Source organism: Cupriavidus taiwanensis, assembly GCF_900249755.1.
In the GTDB taxonomy this organism is placed as follows: Bacteria; Pseudomonadota; Gammaproteobacteria; order Burkholderiales; family Burkholderiaceae; genus Cupriavidus; species Cupriavidus taiwanensis_D.
Genome location: NZ_LT976853.1, coordinates 803753 through 818531 on the forward strand (window position 1 = coordinate 803753; position 14779 = coordinate 818531).

Consider the following 14779-nt stretch of genomic DNA (forward strand, 5'->3'; position numbering starts at 1 on the left):
GGGGTGAGGGGTGGTTTAGCTAGGAACCACATCAAGCAAGGCCAACGTCTTTGGGTGCGCCCAAGCCGCCCGAACTAGCCTAAGCAAGGTGTTCTCCCTCTCCCCTCACGGGGAGAGGGTTGGGGTGAGGGGTGGTTTAGCTAGGAACCACATCAAGCAAGGCCAACGTCTTTGGGTGCGCCCAAGCCGCCCGAACTAGCCTAAGCAAGGTGTTCTCCCTCTCCCCTCACGGGGAGAGGGTTGGGGTGAGGGGTGGGCTGGCAACGAGCCACATCAAGCGAAGCCAACGGTTTCCACCCACGGGCCTCAGCCTTTGACGCTCCTGCCCTCACCCCCACCCCTCACCCCCGCCGATTCACCAGCACGATCCCCGCCAGCACCAGCACCGCCGCCACCGCAAAGCGCGGCCCCACGGCATCGTGCATCAGCACCACGCCGAAGGCGACCCCGAACAGCGGCGTCAAAAACGAAAACACCGACAGCCGCGACGCCAGGTAGCGCTGCAGCAGCCAGAACCAGGTCAGGTAGCTGGCAAAGGCAATCAGCACCGACTGGTAGAACAGGCTGGCCAGCACCACGCCGTCGAGTTGCATGGTGGCGGTCTGGCCCCCGGCCACCGCCATGGCCAGCAGCACCACCGCGGACACGGCCAGCTGGTACAGCAGCGTCTTGCTGGCCGGCGCGCTCGCCAGCGGGCTGGCGCGCACCACCACGGTGGTGGCCGCCCACAGCGCGCCGGCAAGGATGCCGAGCGCATCGCCCAGCAGCGTGCTGCCCTGCGCCGACGGCGCGGCGATGCCATCGGCAAAGGCCAGCGCCATGCCCGCGAATGCCAGTGCCACGCCCAGCCATTGCCCGGGACGCAGCCGTTCGCCCGGCACCACCGCATGCAGTCCCAGCGCGGTAAAGATCGGCGCGGTGTACAGGAACACCGCCATGCGCGAGGCCGTGGTGTGCCCCAGGCCGACGAAGATGCAGAAGAACTCGGCCCCGAACAGCAGCCCGGCCAGCAGGCCGGCGTTGAGCGTGCCGTCGCGCCGCCACAGCGGCGTGCCGCGCCACGCCGCGAAGCCGAACACCAGCAGCGCCGCCACGGCCGAGCGCACGCCGGCCTGCAGCACCGCGCCCATCAGCGGCGCGGTGACCTTGATCACCACCTGCTGCAGCCCCCAGGCGGCGCACAGCACCACCATCAGGCCGATGGCGGTGGCGTCGAGCGGCTGGCGCGCGATGCCCTGCGTGCTCACGGCGCAGGCCTTCAGGGACGGCTGGCGTCGCGGGTGGAATGGCGCTCGATCAGCTCGATCTTGTAGCCGTCCGGGTCTTCGACGAAGGCGATCACGGTGGTGCCGCCCTTGACCGGGCCGGCTTCGCGCGTGACCTTGCCGCCCGCGGCGCGGATGCGCTCGCACGCGGCCGCGGCATTGTCGGTTTCCAGCGCGATATGGCCGTAGGCGGTGCCCAGGTCGTACTTGTCGACGCCGTAGTTGTAGGTCAGCTCCAGCACCGCGGTCTCGCTCTCCGGGCCATAGCCGACAAAGGCCAGTCGGTACTTGTATTCGGGGTTGTCGCTCTCGCGCAGCAGCTGCATGCCGAGCACGCGGGTGTAGAAATCGATGGAGCGCTGCATGTCGCCGACGCGCAGCATGGTGTGGAGGAGTCGCATGGGAGGACCTTCAACTGTTATCGGTATGGGAAGGCGCCATTTTAGAGCCTTTGGCCGAAACCCACCGGGCGGGCCCCCCGGCCCTCAGAACGTCGGCAACAGCTCGGGCGGATGCGCGCGCAACTGCGCGCGGGCGTCGCGGAACTCGGGAAAGATCGACTCGACGGTTTCCCAGAAGCGCGGGCCGTGGTTCATTTCCTTCAGGTGCGCCAGTTCGTGCGCGGCGACATAGTCGATCATCGACAGCGGGAAATGCATCAGCCGCCAGTTCAGCCGGATCTTGCCGTCGGCGGTGCAGCTGCCCCAGCGCGTGGCGGCCGAGGTCAGCGCGAAGCCGGTGTGGCGCACGCCGAGCTTGCCGGCATAGAGTTCCAGCCGCTCGGCCAGCAGGCGGCGCGCCTGCTGCTGCAGCCAGCCCTGCACGCGATCCTTGATCTGCTGCTCGTCGGCGTGGGCGGGCAGCGCCAGGTGCAGCATGCGGCGGTCGGCATCGAACAGCAGCGCGCCGATCGGCGATTCCAGCGCCAGCGTCAGCGGCTGGCCCAGGAAGGGCAGGGCGGCGCCGTCGCGCCACTGGACCGTCGGCAGGATGCGGCGCGCTTCGCGGTGGCGCCACTCGCCCAGCTTGTTGAAGATCCAGCGCTGCTTTTCCAGGATGGCCGACTCGATGTCCGCCAGCGTGACCCAGCGCGGCGCCGTGATCGACAGGCCGCGGTCGTCGATGGTGAAGCCGATGGTGCGGCGCGCCGAGCGCTTGAGCGTGTAGTGCAGCGGCCGCTCGCCGATGCGCAGCAGGCGCGCGTTGGGCTGCGGCACCGGCCAGGCCGGCGCCTGCGGATGCTGCGGCTCCGGTGCCAGCGGCGCCGCCGGCTGCGGCGCATGGCCGGATTCCGCCAGCGGCAGTTCCAGCTGCGCGCCGTCGGCGTCGGAGGCGGGGCGCAGCAGCTTCATGCGGCCGACTCGCTGCGCTGCGCGGTCCGGTAGCTTTCCGGGTCGATGCGGCGCATGTCGCGTTCGATCCATTCGGCCACTTCCTGGTTGAGCTGGTCGGCGGTCTTGTTGGCCGAAGCGATCGGCGGGCCGACCGAGATCGTCACCATGCCCGGATATTTCATGAAGGAATTGCGCGGCCAGACCCGGCCGGAATTGACCGCCATCGGCAGCACCCAGGCGCCGGTTTCCACCGCCAGGCGCGCGCCGCCGCTCTTGTAGCGCGGTTTTTCCAGGCCCGAACGGGTGCGCGTGCCTTCGGGGAACATGATGATCCACGCGCCTTCGGCGAGCCGCTCGCGGCCCTGGCGCACCGCCGAGGCGAACGCGCGGGTGCCTTCCTTGCGGTTGATATGGACCATCTTCAGCATGCCCAGCGCCCAGCCGAAGAACGGCACCAGCAGCAGCTCGCGCTTGAACACGAAGCACAGCGGCCTGGGCATCAGCGCCACGTAGGCCACGGTTTCCCAGGCCGACTGGTGCTTGGACAGCAGCACCACCGGCTTGTCCAGCATGACATCCATGTGCTCATGGCCCTGGATCTGGTACTGGATGCCGCAGATGGCGCGCGCGGCCCGGATCACCATGCGGGGCCAGCCGCGCACGAAGCGAAAGCGCTGGTCGGCATTCATGAACGGGAACACCAGGAAGCAGGCGCAGGCGTAGGGCGGCGTCAGCACCAGCAGGTACAGCGCGAACAACAGGGAACGGAGGAACGTCATGCGGGGGGCGCAAAGGGAAATAATGGGTGCGGAGGGCCGGCCGCGGGCGTGGTCAGCCGGCGGCGCCATGGCCGCCAGGGGCACCATGGGCACTTTGGGCACTTTGGGCACTTTGGGCACTTTGAGGGCCCGGGGCCGGCTGGCGCTGCCCGCCGTCGTTGCCGGTCAGCCAGCGGGCGAAGGCGCGCAGGTCGTCGTGCACCTGCGTGCCGGGCGGCAGCCCGCCCTTGTCGAGCGTCTTCAGGCCCTTGCCGCTGCGCACCAGGTGCGGCACGCAGCCGACCGCGACGCCGGCTTCGAGGTCGCGCAGCGAATCGCCGACGATCGGCACGCCGCGCAGCTCGATGCCGAAGCGCTCGCTGATCTGTTCCAGCATGCCCGAGCGCGGCTTGCGGCATGCGCAGCCGTCGGCGGCGGTATGGGGGCAGAAGAACACCGCCTCGACGCGCCCGCCCAGCCGTGCCAGCGCGTTGTGCATCTTCTCGTGCATGGCGTTGAGCGCGCTCATCTCGAACAGCCCGCGGCCGATGCCGGACTGGTTGCTGGCGATGACCACGCGGTAGCCGGCCTGGTTCAGCGCGGCGATGGCTTCCAGGCTGCCGTCGATCGGCACCCATTCATCGGGGGTCTTGATGAACTGGTCGCTGTCGAGGTTGACCACCCCGTCGCGGTCCAGGATGACAAACTTGGGCGGCGTCTGCGGCATGTGCGGCTCCGTTGCTTGAGGCTTGGCTGCGGGCGCCGCTCAGGCGGCCAGCTTGGAGATGTCGGCGACGCGGTTGGCCAGCGCATGCAGCGAGGCCAGCAGCGCCAGCCGGTTGGCGCGCAGCTGCGCGTCCTCGGCCATCACCATCACGTCGTTGAAGAACTGGTCGACGGCGTCGCGCAGCTGGGCCAGGTCGCGCAGCGCGGCGGTGAAGTCGCCGCTGGCGAAGGCGGCCTCGACGGCCGGGCGCACGCGCTCGATGGCGGCATGCAGCGCGCCTTCGGCCTCTTCCCGGAACAGCGCCGGATCGACCGCGCCGACCGGCTCGGTGTTCTTGCGCAGGATGTTGGTGATGCGCTTGTTGGCGGCGGCCAGCGCCTCGGCCTCGGGCAGCGCGGCAAAGGTGCGCACGGCTTCCATGCGGCCGAGGATGTCGTGCAGCCGGTCCGGGCGCAGGCTGACCACGGCCTCGACTTCATTGGTGGTGTAGCCCTTGTCCTTCAGGTAGCCGCGCACGCGGTCGTACAGGAAGTCGAGGATGGCGTCGGGCGCCGGCTTGACCGCGGCGATGCCGGCAAAGGCCTGCTGCGTCTGCGCCAGCAGCGCCGACAGCGACAGCGCCAGCGGTTTTTCGATCAGCATGCGCAGGATGCCCAGCGCGTGGCGGCGCAGCGCGAACGGGTCTTTCTCGCCGGTGGGCTGCAGGCCGATGCCCCAGATCCCGACCAGGGTCTCGAGCTTGTCGGCCAGCGCCACCGCGGTGCTGACCGCGCCGGCCGGCAGCGCATCGCCGGCAAAGCGCGGGCGGTAGTGTTCGGAGCAGGCCAGCGCCACGTCCTCGGCTTCGTCGTCGTGGCGGGCGTAGTAGGTGCCCATGGTGCCTTGCAGCTCGGGGAACTCGCCGACCATGTCGGTCAGGAGGTCGGCCTTGGCCAGTTCGGCGCCGCGCATCGCCGCGGCCTTGTCGGTGGCCACGCCGCTGGCGTTGAGCGCATCGGCGACATGGCCGGCGATCTGCTGCAGGCGCTGCACGCGGTCCAGCTGCGTGCCGATCTTGTTGTGGTAGACCACGCTGGCCAGTTGCGGCACGCGCGACGCCAGCGTCTTCTTGCGGTCCTGGTCGAAGAAGAACTTGGCATCGGCCAGGCGCGGGCGCACCACGCGCTCGTTGCCGGTAATGATCGATTGCGGCGTCTCGGTGGCCAGGTTCGACACGATCAGGAAGCGGTTGCGCAGGTGGCCGTCGGCATCGGTCAGTGCGAAGTACTTCTGGTTGGTCTGCATGGTCAGGATCAGGCATTCCTGCGGCACCGCCAGGAAGGCTTCCTCGAAATGGCAGGCATACACCACCGGCCATTCCACCAGCGAGTTGACTTCATCGAGCAGCGCCTCGGGCATGATCACCTGGTCGGCGCCGGCCTCCTGCAGCAGCGCGCTGCGCATGCGCTCGCGGCGCTCGGCATAGCTGGCCACCACGCGGCCGGCGGACTCGAGCTGCCTGGCATAGTCATTGGCATGCGCGATCTCGATCGCGCCATGCGACAGGAAGCGGTGGCCCTGGGTCAGGTTGCTGGCCTGCAGCCCCAGCAGCGTCACCGGCAGGATTTCCGAGCCGAACAGCGCGATCAGGCTATGCGCCGGGCGCACGAAATGCACGGTGCTGCCGTCCGGGCGCTGGTAGCTCATGACCTTGGGGATCGGCAACTTCGCCACCGTGTCTTCCAGCGTGGCCTGCAGTCCGGCAGCCAGCTCGGCGCCGCGCGCGGTGTAGCGGTAGAAGAACGCCTCGGCCTTGCCGTCGGAGGCGCGCTCCAGCGACTGCCAGTCGATCTCGGCAACGCCGACGGACCTGGCCAATGCAGCCAGCTTCTTGGCCAGCGGCGCGGTCGGCTCGCCGTTGGCGTCCAGCGCCACCGACAGCGGCAGGACCTTCTCGCGCTGCTCGCGGTCCGGCGCGTTGCGGCGCACGCCGCTGACCAGCGCCGCCAGGCGGCGCGGGGTGGCGAACGGCGTCACCGTGGCGCCCGGCTCGAGCAGGTCGCGCTCGCCCAGGCCGGCGAACAGGCCCTGCGCGAAGGCGTCGCCCAGGCGCGCCAGCGCCTTGGGGGGCAGCTCTTCGGTGAACAGTTCGATCAGCAGCGAGTCGGTCATGGGTTGCGACATGAATCGTATCCAACAGGTTGAAAGCGCGCGTTGCTTGTCAGCAGCGCGGCGAAAGATTAGGTTCCACCCCGGACAGCAGCCACAGGCCGTTCTGTTGCCGGAATTGCAGCGTGGTGTAGGCGCATTGGGCGGCCGCCGCGGCGCTGGCGGCGCCATTGCCGCCGCCGCGGCTGCCGGCGGCCGGGAAGCGCGCGTCGATGCGGCGCAGGCGCTTGTCGTAGCGGATCTCGTCGATGCGCCCGCCGACCCAGAAATCGATCTTCGGCGGCAGCTGCGAGGCCGAGTAGTAGGTCTTGACCTTGCGCCGGGTGCGGCCGTTGTGGGTTTCGGTTTCGACCCAGGTCAGCGGGTAGCGGATCGCGCTTTCATAGGCGCGCAGCGGCACGCGGTGCCAGCCCAGGTCGCGCTGGCCGGACAGGTCGCACGAGAACGAGCGCACCAGCTGCGTCCACTGGTCCAGTGCGTTCAGCGACGGCCGCCACTGGCGCGCCATCGCCAGCTGCAGTGCCTGCGCGTCGGCCTCGCACACATTGCTCAGCTCGGCCGGCAGCATCAGCACCTGCGCGCTGGGAGCGGCCTGCGCGCGCGCGCCGATGGCATTGCCCGCCGCGGCCAGCGTGGCAAGGGCCAGGGCGCAGCCCAGCGCGCTGCGCGCCAGCAGCCTCATGCCTGCGCTCCGTCGCGCTTGCCGCACATCGGGAAGCCGAGGGCTTCGCGCGAGTCGTAGTAGGCCTGCGCCACCAGGCGCGACAGGTTGCGGATACGGCCGATATACGCCGCGCGCTCGGTCACCGAGATCGCGCCGCGCGCATCGAGCAGGTTGAAGGTGTGCGCGGCCTTGAGCACCTGCTCGTAGGCCGGCAGCGCCAGGCGCGTGCCGGCGTCTTTGCCGGAGTCCTGGCCAGCGTCGGCGCCTTCGCCATTGCCCATCAGCCGCCGCGCCTCGCCCTCGTGCTCGGCGAAATGGCGGAACAGGATTTCCGTGTTGCTGTGCTCGAAGTTGTAGGTGGACTGCTCCACCTCGTTCTGGTGGTACACGTCGCCGTAGGTCAGGCGGCGGGTCTCGCCGTTCTCGACCCACTCGGTCCAGACCAGGTCGTAGACGTTCTCGACCTTCTGCAGGTACATCGCCAGACGTTCGATGCCGTAGGTGATTTCGCCGGTGATGGGCTTGCAGTCGATGCCGCCCACCTGCTGGAAGTAGGTGAACTGGGTCACCTCCATGCCGTTGAGCCAGACTTCCCAGCCCAGGCCCCAGGCGCCCAGCGTGGGGTTCTCCCAGTCGTCCTCGACGAAGCGGATGTCGTTCTGCTTCAGGTCCAGGCCGAGCGCCTCGAGCGAGCCCAGGTACAGCTCCAGGATGTTCTCCGGCGCGGGCTTGAGCACCACCTGGTACTGGTAGTAGTGCTGCAGCCGGTTCGGGTTCTCGCCGTAGCGGCCGTCCTTGGGCCGTCGCGACGGCTGCACGTAGGCGGCACGCCACGGCTCGGGGCCGATCGCGCGCAGGAAGGTGTGTACGTGGGATGTGCCGGCGCCGACCTCCAGATCGATGGGTTGCAACAGCGCGCAGCCCTGCCGGTCCCAGTAGGCCTGCAGGGTCAGAATCATTTGTTGGAAGGTCAGCATAGGAAGACTAGGTAGAGGCAAGCGGAGGCAAGCCGAGGCCGCGCAGCACGTGCCGGAGCCGCCGCATACGGATTTTGCCAAACCCTGAATTCTATCGGCTTTTTGGCGCGGCGCCCCGTTTGGCGGGGCTGCATGGGGCACGCACCGATGGCCGGGCCGGCGCGCGGCGGTGCGTCAATGTCGGCCCGGCGCAACGCCTCGGGAAAATACTGACGCGGATTTCAAGTCCCGCCGCTGCTTGCCGATAACGTTTTTGTATACAGTATGAGTAAGCAACCCGTTTCAGAGCGTTGCGATTGACATTCCGTGCCGGTATGCAGGCACGGCGGCTCCCGGACCGTACCGCGGCAGCCGCTCGTCAGATATTGAATAGTGATGGGGACATACGGATCATGGCACTTCTTTCTCGCAAACCTTACCTGGTCGCAATCGCGGTCATGATCGCCGCGGCCACCGTGTCCGTGGCGACCGGACTGCTGAACTGAACCTGCCGGCGCGCAACTGGCGCGCCACCGGTACCGGGCCTGCCGCGGTGATCCGCGGCGCCCGGTGCCTGCCTGCCTTGCGCCTTCAGCCGGCCCGGCGTTCCCCGCGTTTTCGGCGCGCGCGCCACGCCGCCATCCCCAGCACCAGCGCAACCAGCGCCAGCACCGGCGCATTGCCCCAGCGGATATAAGGCGTCAGCCCCTGCATGCCCTGCACCTCGGCCGTCAGCGTGCCGACGGTGAAGGTCGGCAGGCGTTGCTGCACCGAGCCGTCCGGGCGCACCACCGCGGTCATGCCGGTATTGGTCGAGCGCAGCATCGGCCGGCGCGTTTCCAGCGCGCGCATGCGCGAGATCTGCAGGTGCTGGTCCAGCGCGATGGTGTCGCCGAACCACGCCAGGTTGGTCAGGTTGGCCAGCAGGTTGGCGGGCGCCGGCTGCTGGCGCAGCGTCTGCGCGATCTCTTCGCCGAACAAATCCTCGTAGCAGATATTGGGTGCCACGCGCACGCCCCGCACCGGCAGCGAGTCCTGGTCCAGCCCGCCGCGGCGGAAGTCGCCCAGCGGCATCTTCATCATGTCGACGAACCAGCGGAAGCCCAGCGGGATGAATTCGCCGAACGGGACCAGGTGATGCTTGTTGTAGCGGTACAGGCGCTCGGTTTCCGGGCCCAGGCCGAACACGCTGTTGGTGAAGTCGACCGGGGAATCGGCGCCGGCGGCGCCGAACAGCACCGTGGTGCCGCTGCCCAGCGCGTAGTCGCGCACGGCGATGGCCACGTCGACCGGCAGCTCCTGCAGGATCACCGGGAACGCGGTTTCGGGCGTCACCACCAGGTCGGCCGGCGCCGCGGTGATCATGTCGCGGTACAGCTCGATCGAGCGCTGGATGCCGGCGGGCTCGAACTTGATGTCCTGCGCCACGTTGCCTTGCAGCAGCCGCACCGTCAGCGGCTTGCCCGCGGGCGTGGTCCACGCCAGCGGCGCCAGCGCCGCGCCGGCGGCGGGCACCAGCAGCGCCAGCGCCAGCGCGCCCAGCGCGCGGCGCCGCTCGCCCCGGCCGAATCCCCGCACCGCGGCCGCCAGCAATGCCGCCACCGCGGCGGCGAGCGCGCCGATGCCGTACACGCCCAGCACCGGCGCGAAGCCCGCCAGCGGGCCGTCGGCGTGGGCATAGCCGCCCGACAGCCACGGGAAGCCGGTGAACACCACGCCGCGCAGCCATTCAGTGAGGCCCCACGCGGCGCCGAACGCCAGCGGCGCCAGCAGCGCGCCGGCAGGCAGGCGTGACGTCAGCCGGTGCCACAGCGCGCCGGCCAGCGCGGGATAGAGCGACAGGAAGCCCGCGAACAGCACCACCGCCAGCGCGGCCATCCACGACGGCATCTCGCCGTACACGTGCATGCTGATATAGAGCCACCAGATGCCGGACAGGAACCAGCCCAGGCCGAAGGCATAGCCGATGGCGCCGGCCGCGCGCGTGCGCGGCGCATCGGCGATCAGCGCGGCCAGGCCGGCCAGCGACAGGATCTGCAGCCACCACCAGTCATGCGGGGCGAAGGCCTGGGTATGGGCGATGCCGAGCACGCCGGCCAGCAGCAGCCGCGCCAGCGTCGCGGCGCGCGAATGCGCGCGCGTGCCGGGCACACCGGCAGCGCCGGCGTCGGCAGCGGCGCCGTTGGGGAGCGGAGCGGGAAACTTCATGCGCTGGCGGCGCTGGCGCTGTCAGCGTTGGCTTCGCGGTGCACCTGCAGCAGGTGCACCTGGCGCGCGTCGGCGCGCAGCACCTCGAAGCGGATCGGCGGCAGCGTGATCACTTCGCCGCGATGGGGCACGTGCCCCACATGGTTGGACAGCAGCCCGCCGACGGTATCGACATCGTGGTCGGAGAAGCCGGTGCCGAAGGCCTCGTTGAACTGCGCGATCTCGGTCAGGCCGTGCACGCGCCAGCTGCCGTCGGGCATCGGCAGGATATTGTCCTGGTCTTCGTCGAGGTCGAACTCGTCCTCGATATCGCCCACGATCTGTTCGAGCACGTCCTCAATCGTCACCAGCCCGGCCACGCCGCCGTATTCGTCGACGACCATGGCGATATGGTTGCGGTTGATGCGGAAATCGCGCAGCAGGATGTTCAGGCGCTTGGATTCCGGGATGAACACCGCCGGGCGCAGCGTTTCGCGCAGGTCGAAGGCGGGATCGGTGTAGTAGCGCAGCAGGTCCTTGGCCAGCAGGATGCCGATGATGTTGTCGCGGCTGCCTTCATAGACCGGGAAGCGCGAGTGCGCGGTCTGCTGCATGAACGGGATGAAGGTCTCCGGCGCGTCGGCGATATTGACCATATCCATCTGCGCGCGCGGCACCATGATGTCGGCGGCGGTCAGTTCGGAAACCTGGAACACGCCCTCGATCATCGACAGGGAATCGGCATCGATCAGGTTGCGCTCGTGCGCTTCCTGGAGCACTTCAAGCAATTCCGCGCGGGTGTCCGGCTCGGGGGAGATCAGGTCTGACAGGCGTTCGAGCAGCGATCTGGGCCGATCGGCCTGCTTCAGGTAAGCGGGCTTCGAACTGGGATAGGGGTCGTTCATTTCGCGGCGAGCGCGTGGTGGAGATCGTCTGAAGGATACACTAAAAGCCTGGCTGTCCCGTGACGGCGGGCCGCGGCACGGCTTCGTATGTGCCGCAGGAGACGCCTGCCGGCGCCCGCTGCGGCAGCCGCATCACGCGGCCCGGTCTGCCTTTTCGGCCCGGTATGGGTCGGCATAGCCGAGCGCCTGCAGCGTCTCGGTCTCGATCGCTTCCATTTCCTCGGCCTCGGCGTCGTCCTCGTGCTCGTAGCCTTGCGCATGCAGCACGCCATGCACGACCAGGTGCGCATAGTGCGCCTCGAGCGGCTTGCGCTGCGCGCGCGCCTCGGCTTCGACCACCGGGCAGCACAGCACGATGTCGCCGGTGACCGGGTCGTCCTCATGCTCGGCGTAGGCGAAGGTCAGCACATTGGTGGCGTAGTCCTTGCCGCGATAGGTGCGGTTGAGCGCGCGGCCTTCTTCCTCGCCGACGAAGCGGATGGTCAGCGCGGCATCGGCATACAGCGCCGACTTGACCCAGGTCTCCAGCTTGCGCCGCGCCGGCAGGCCGTTGCCCTTGCCGATGCCGTCGCCGTGCTGGACTTCCAGCTCCAGCCCGGGCGGCGTTGCCGGGGTGCCGGTGGTGGTGGTCAGCGGCGCGGCGGTGACCGCGACCGACAGCGCGTCATGGTTGTCCGGGCGCACCAGCAGGCCGGCCTGCTGGTTGGTATCGGTGTGTTCGGCCAGCAGCGCGACCACGCCGTCGGCGGCCTGCGACAGGTCCAGCGTCAGGCTGCGGCCGTCGGGCAGCTGCACGCGCAGCGCGTGCGCGGCGCTCTTGCGCGCGCGGCCTTCGTTATCGAACAGGGTCAGGCTGACGCCGGAAGACTTGGATTTCGGGGATTTCAATTACGCGTCCTTGTGCTGGGCGTGGTATTCGTCATAGGCATCGACGATGCGCGCCACCAGCGGATGGCGCACCACGTCGATGCTGGTAAAGCGGGTGCAGGCGATGCCGCGCACGTCGCGCAGCACATGCTGCGCTTCCACCAGGCCGCTCTTCTGGCCGCGCGGCAGGTCGATCTGCGTGGTGTCGCCGGTGATCACCGCCTTCGAGCCGAAGCCGATCCGCGTCAGGAACATCTTCATCTGCTCGGGCGTGGTGTTCTGCGCCTCGTCGAGGATGATGAAGGCATGGTTCAGCGTGCGCCCGCGCATGTACGCCAGCGGCGCGATCTCGATCATCTGCCGCTCGAACATCTTCTGCGTGCGGTCGAAGCCGAGCAGGTCGTACAGTGCGTCGTACAGCGGGCGCAGGTAGGGGTCCACCTTCTGCGCCAGGTCGCCGGGCAGGAAGCCGAGCCGTTCGCCGGCTTCCACCGCGGGGCGGGTCAGCACGATGCGCTTGACCGCGTCGCGCTCCAGCGAGTCGACCGCGCACGCCACCGCCAGGTAGGTCTTGCCGGTGCCGGCCGGGCCGATGCCCATGGTCAGGTCGTGCGACAGGATATTGCGCAGGTAGTCGCGCTGCGCCACGGTGCGGCCCTGCAGGCCGGTGCGGCGCGTCTGCAGCACCGGCGATTCGTCGCCTTCCTCGCGCTCGGCCTCGTCGTCAGTGCCGTTGCCGGGCAGGTAGCCGCCGTGCGCGCTGAGCTGGCGCGTCTCGACCAGGCCCAGCTGCACGTCGTCGATCGACAGCGGCGTGCGCGCCTGGTTGTAGAAGCGCTCCAGCGCCAGCGCGGCATCCTGCGCGTAGGTGCCGCGGATGGTCATGCGGTGGCCGCGGCGCTGGATGGTCACGTCCAGCGCCTGCTCGATCTGGCGCAGGTTTTCGTCGAGCGGGCCGCACAGGTTCTGCAGCCGGGCGTTGTCGTCCCGCGGGGCGACAAATTCTGCGGAAGGGATTTTCATCGGTGGGCGATGGCCTCGCTGAAAGCTGCTGGGTGGATGGGCTTTGCTGGTGCGATAGCGGTGCGTTGCCGTGCGTTACTGCCGCACCACGATCTCGCCGCGCAGCGAGTGCGGGAACGCCTGCGTGATGCTGACGTCGACCAGCTGGCCGACCAGCCGGTCGCGGCCCGCCTGCGGCACACCCGGCAGCGCAAAGTTGACCACGCGGTTGTTCTCGGTGCGCCCGTGCAGCTCGGTCGGGTCCTTGCGCGCCGGGCCTTCGACCAGGATGCGCTGGACCGTGCCGACCATGTTCCGGCTGATGCGCTGCACGTTTTCCTCGATGGTCGCCTGCAGCCGCTGCAGGCGCTGCAGCTTGACCTCGCGCGGGGTGTCGTCGTGCAGGTTGGCCGCGGGCGTGCCGGGACGCGGGCTGAAGATGAACGAGAACGAGGTGTCGTAGCCGATTTCCTCGATCATCGCCATCAGCTTGTCGAAGTCGGCATCGGTCTCGCCGGGGAAGCCGACGATAAAGTCCGACGACATCGACATGTCCGGGCGCAGCGCGCGCAGCCTGCGGATGATGCTCTTGTACTCCAGCACGCTGTAGCCGCGCTTCATCGCCATCAGGATGCGGTCCGATGCATGCTGCACCGGCAGGTGCAGGTGGTTGACCAGCTTGTCGCAGCGGCCGTACAGCTCGACCAGGCGCGAGGTGAATTCCTTCGGGTGGCTGGTGGTGTAGCGGATGCGCTCGATGCCCGGGATCTCGGCGACGTATTCGATCAGCAGCGCGAAGTCGGCGATCTCGCTGGTGTCGCCCATCTTGCCGCGGTAGGCGTTGACGTTCTGGCCCAGCAGCGTGACCTCGCGCACGCCCTGGTCGGCCAGTCCGGCCACTTCGGCCAGCACGTCCTCGAACGGGCGCGACACTTCCTCGCCGCGCGTGTACGGCACCACGCAGTAGCTGCAGTACTTGGAGCAGCCTTCCATGATCGACACGAACGCGCTCGGGCCCTCGACGCGCGCGGGCGGCAGGTGGTCGAACTTCTCGATCTCGGGGAAGGAGATGTCCACCTGCGACTGGCCGGTGCGCTGGCGGCGCGCGATCAGGTCAGGCAGCCGGTGCAGCGTCTGCGGGCCGAACACCACGTCGACATAGGGCGCGCGCGAGACGATGCTGGCGCCTTCCTGGCTGGCCACGCAGCCGCCCACGCCGATCACCAGGTCGGGCTTGGCGGCCTTGAGCGCCTTCATCCGGCCCAGTTCCGAGAACACCTTCTCCTGCGCCTTCTCGCGCACCGAGCAGGTGTTGAACAGGATCACGTCGGCGTCCTCGACGTTGTCGGTGGCTTCCAGCCCCTGGCTGGCGTTGAGGACGTCGACCATCTTGTCCGAGTCGTACTCGTTCATCTGGCAGCCGTACGTCTTGACGAAAACTTTCTTCATATGCCGATCTCAGTGGTTGACCTGGGGGCATCAGGGTGTTGCAACAACACGGCCGGCGCGTGGGGCACGCCGGTCGCACTTCGGGGACAGGTTTATTTCTTCAGCGCCTGCTGTTCGGCCTCGCTCAGCACCCACGCGGTCAGCAGCTGGCCGTACAGGTCCAGCCGGTACCGCACCGGCAGCTTCTGGCCCGCCACCGCGGTGGTGGCCAGCAACTGGTTGTCGGTGCCGAACAGGCGCAGGCCCGGCGCCACGCCCACGCGCTTGCCGTCGAGCGTGGCAGTCTGCGGCGCGCCGGCCGACGGCGCGGCGATCACCAGCCTGGCCGCCACGGCATCGTCCGGAATCGCGCGCACCGGCTGCGCCGCGGCGACCGCCGCGCCCAGCAGCAGCGCCGCGCCGCACGCCAGTCCGGCCCAGCGCTTGCGCCAGGGGCGGGATGTCACGGACTCCGGCGCCTCAAGGCGCGTAGCACGACCTGCTGGCATGGGGAACTCCGACAAATAGGGCGATGCGG

At 68.9% G+C, this 14779-nt stretch carries 14 protein-coding genes; all 14 read right to left on the reverse strand.

What is annotated here, in order from left to right:
* Positions 1-341 precede the first annotated feature (341 nt).
* The gene (locus CBM2594_RS03675) at positions 342-1193 is read right to left on the reverse strand and encodes a DMT family transporter (RefSeq protein ID WP_198048148.1); all 852 of its coding nucleotides are present in this window, start codon (positions 1191-1193) and stop codon (positions 342-344) included.
* A 65-nt stretch (positions 1194-1258) separates the two neighbouring features.
* On the reverse strand, positions 1259-1666 hold the full coding sequence (gene gloA / locus CBM2594_RS03680) for a lactoylglutathione lyase (RefSeq protein ID WP_116355652.1): 408 nt from the start codon (positions 1664-1666) through the stop codon (positions 1259-1261).
* 84 nt (positions 1667-1750) lie between these two features.
* Complete coding sequence (locus tag CBM2594_RS03685) at positions 1751-2617, reverse strand: M48 family metallopeptidase (RefSeq protein WP_116355653.1); 867 nt, start codon at positions 2615-2617, stop codon at positions 1751-1753.
* Positions 2614-3378: a lysophospholipid acyltransferase family protein gene (locus tag CBM2594_RS03690; protein WP_116355654.1), complete on the reverse strand. Its 765-nt coding sequence runs from the start codon at positions 3376-3378 to the stop codon at positions 2614-2616. The genes CBM2594_RS03685 and CBM2594_RS03690 overlap by 4 nt, the downstream gene beginning before the upstream one ends.
* 52 nt (positions 3379-3430) lie before the next feature.
* Positions 3431-4084 carry a D-glycero-beta-D-manno-heptose 1,7-bisphosphate 7-phosphatase gene (gene gmhB / locus CBM2594_RS03695; RefSeq protein WP_232346552.1) on the reverse strand — a complete coding sequence of 218 codons (654 nt, stop codon included), beginning with the start codon at positions 4082-4084 and terminating at the stop codon, positions 3431-3433.
* A gap of 39 nt (positions 4085-4123) precedes the next feature.
* Entirely contained in the window at positions 4124-6247 is a 2124-nt protein-coding gene (glyS, locus tag CBM2594_RS03700; RefSeq protein ID WP_116355655.1) for a glycine--tRNA ligase subunit beta, read from the reverse strand.
* Between the two features lie 37 nt (positions 6248-6284).
* A complete protein-coding gene (locus tag CBM2594_RS03705) occupies positions 6285-6914 on the reverse strand; it encodes a hypothetical protein (RefSeq protein ID WP_116355656.1) in 630 nt (209 codons plus the stop codon).
* On the reverse strand, positions 6911-7873 hold the full coding sequence (gene glyQ, locus CBM2594_RS03710; protein WP_116355657.1) for a glycine--tRNA ligase subunit alpha: 963 nt from the start codon (positions 7871-7873) through the stop codon (positions 6911-6913). The genes CBM2594_RS03705 and glyQ overlap by 4 nt, the downstream gene beginning before the upstream one ends.
* 570 nt (positions 7874-8443) lie before the next feature.
* A complete protein-coding gene (gene lnt, locus CBM2594_RS03715; RefSeq protein ID WP_116355658.1) occupies positions 8444-10060 on the reverse strand; it encodes an apolipoprotein N-acyltransferase in 1617 nt (538 codons plus the stop codon).
* Positions 10057-10944, reverse strand: coding sequence for an HlyC/CorC family transporter (locus CBM2594_RS03720; protein ID WP_116355659.1), 888 nt, complete (start codon positions 10942-10944; stop codon positions 10057-10059). The genes lnt and CBM2594_RS03720 overlap by 4 nt, the downstream gene beginning before the upstream one ends.
* Positions 10945-11076: 132 nt before the next feature.
* Positions 11077-11832, reverse strand: a complete 756-nt coding sequence (ybeY, locus tag CBM2594_RS03725; protein WP_116355660.1) for an rRNA maturation RNase YbeY — start codon at positions 11830-11832, stop codon at positions 11077-11079.
* The gene (locus CBM2594_RS03730; protein ID WP_116355661.1) at positions 11833-12834 is read right to left on the reverse strand and encodes a PhoH family protein; all 1002 of its coding nucleotides are present in this window, start codon (positions 12832-12834) and stop codon (positions 11833-11835) included.
* 75 nt (positions 12835-12909) lie between these two features.
* Entirely contained in the window at positions 12910-14262 is a 1353-nt protein-coding gene (gene miaB, locus CBM2594_RS03735) for a tRNA (N6-isopentenyl adenosine(37)-C2)-methylthiotransferase MiaB (RefSeq protein WP_116355662.1), read from the reverse strand.
* 92 nt (positions 14263-14354) lie between these two features.
* A complete protein-coding gene (locus CBM2594_RS03740) occupies positions 14355-14750 on the reverse strand; it encodes a hypothetical protein (protein WP_116355663.1) in 396 nt (131 codons plus the stop codon).
* Positions 14751-14779: the final 29 nt, after the last annotated feature.

Coding starts and splice junctions, on each gene's coding strand:
- CBM2594_RS03675 (WP_198048148.1), bottom strand. CDS start 1,193: ATGGTGGTGCTGTGCGCCGCCTGGGGGCTGCAGCAGGTGGTGATCAAG.
- gloA (WP_116355652.1), bottom strand. CDS start 1,666: ATGCGACTCCTCCACACCATGCTGCGCGTCGGCGACATGCAGCGCTCC.
- CBM2594_RS03685 (WP_116355653.1), bottom strand. CDS start 2,617: ATGAAGCTGCTGCGCCCCGCCTCCGACGCCGACGGCGCGCAGCTGGAA.
- CBM2594_RS03690 (WP_116355654.1), bottom strand. CDS start 3,378: ATGACGTTCCTCCGTTCCCTGTTGTTCGCGCTGTACCTGCTGGTGCTG.
- gmhB (WP_232346552.1), bottom strand. CDS start 4,084: ATGCCGCAGACGCCGCCCAAGTTTGTCATCCTGGACCGCGACGGGGTG.
- glyS (WP_116355655.1), bottom strand. CDS start 6,247: ATGTCGCAACCCATGACCGACTCGCTGCTGATCGAACTGTTCACCGAA.
- CBM2594_RS03705 (WP_116355656.1), bottom strand. CDS start 6,914: ATGAGGCTGCTGGCGCGCAGCGCGCTGGGCTGCGCCCTGGCCCTTGCC.
- glyQ (WP_116355657.1), bottom strand. CDS start 7,873: ATGCTGACCTTCCAACAAATGATTCTGACCCTGCAGGCCTACTGGGAC.
- lnt (WP_116355658.1), bottom strand. CDS start 10,060: ATGAAGTTTCCCGCTCCGCTCCCCAACGGCGCCGCTGCCGACGCCGGC.
- CBM2594_RS03720 (WP_116355659.1), bottom strand. CDS start 10,944: ATGAACGACCCCTATCCCAGTTCGAAGCCCGCTTACCTGAAGCAGGCC.
- CBM2594_RS03730 (WP_116355661.1), bottom strand. CDS start 12,834: ATGAAAATCCCTTCCGCAGAATTTGTCGCCCCGCGGGACGACAACGCC.
- miaB (WP_116355662.1), bottom strand. CDS start 14,262: ATGAAGAAAGTTTTCGTCAAGACGTACGGCTGCCAGATGAACGAGTAC.
- CBM2594_RS03740 (WP_116355663.1), bottom strand. CDS start 14,750: ATGCCAGCAGGTCGTGCTACGCGCCTTGAGGCGCCGGAGTCCGTGACA.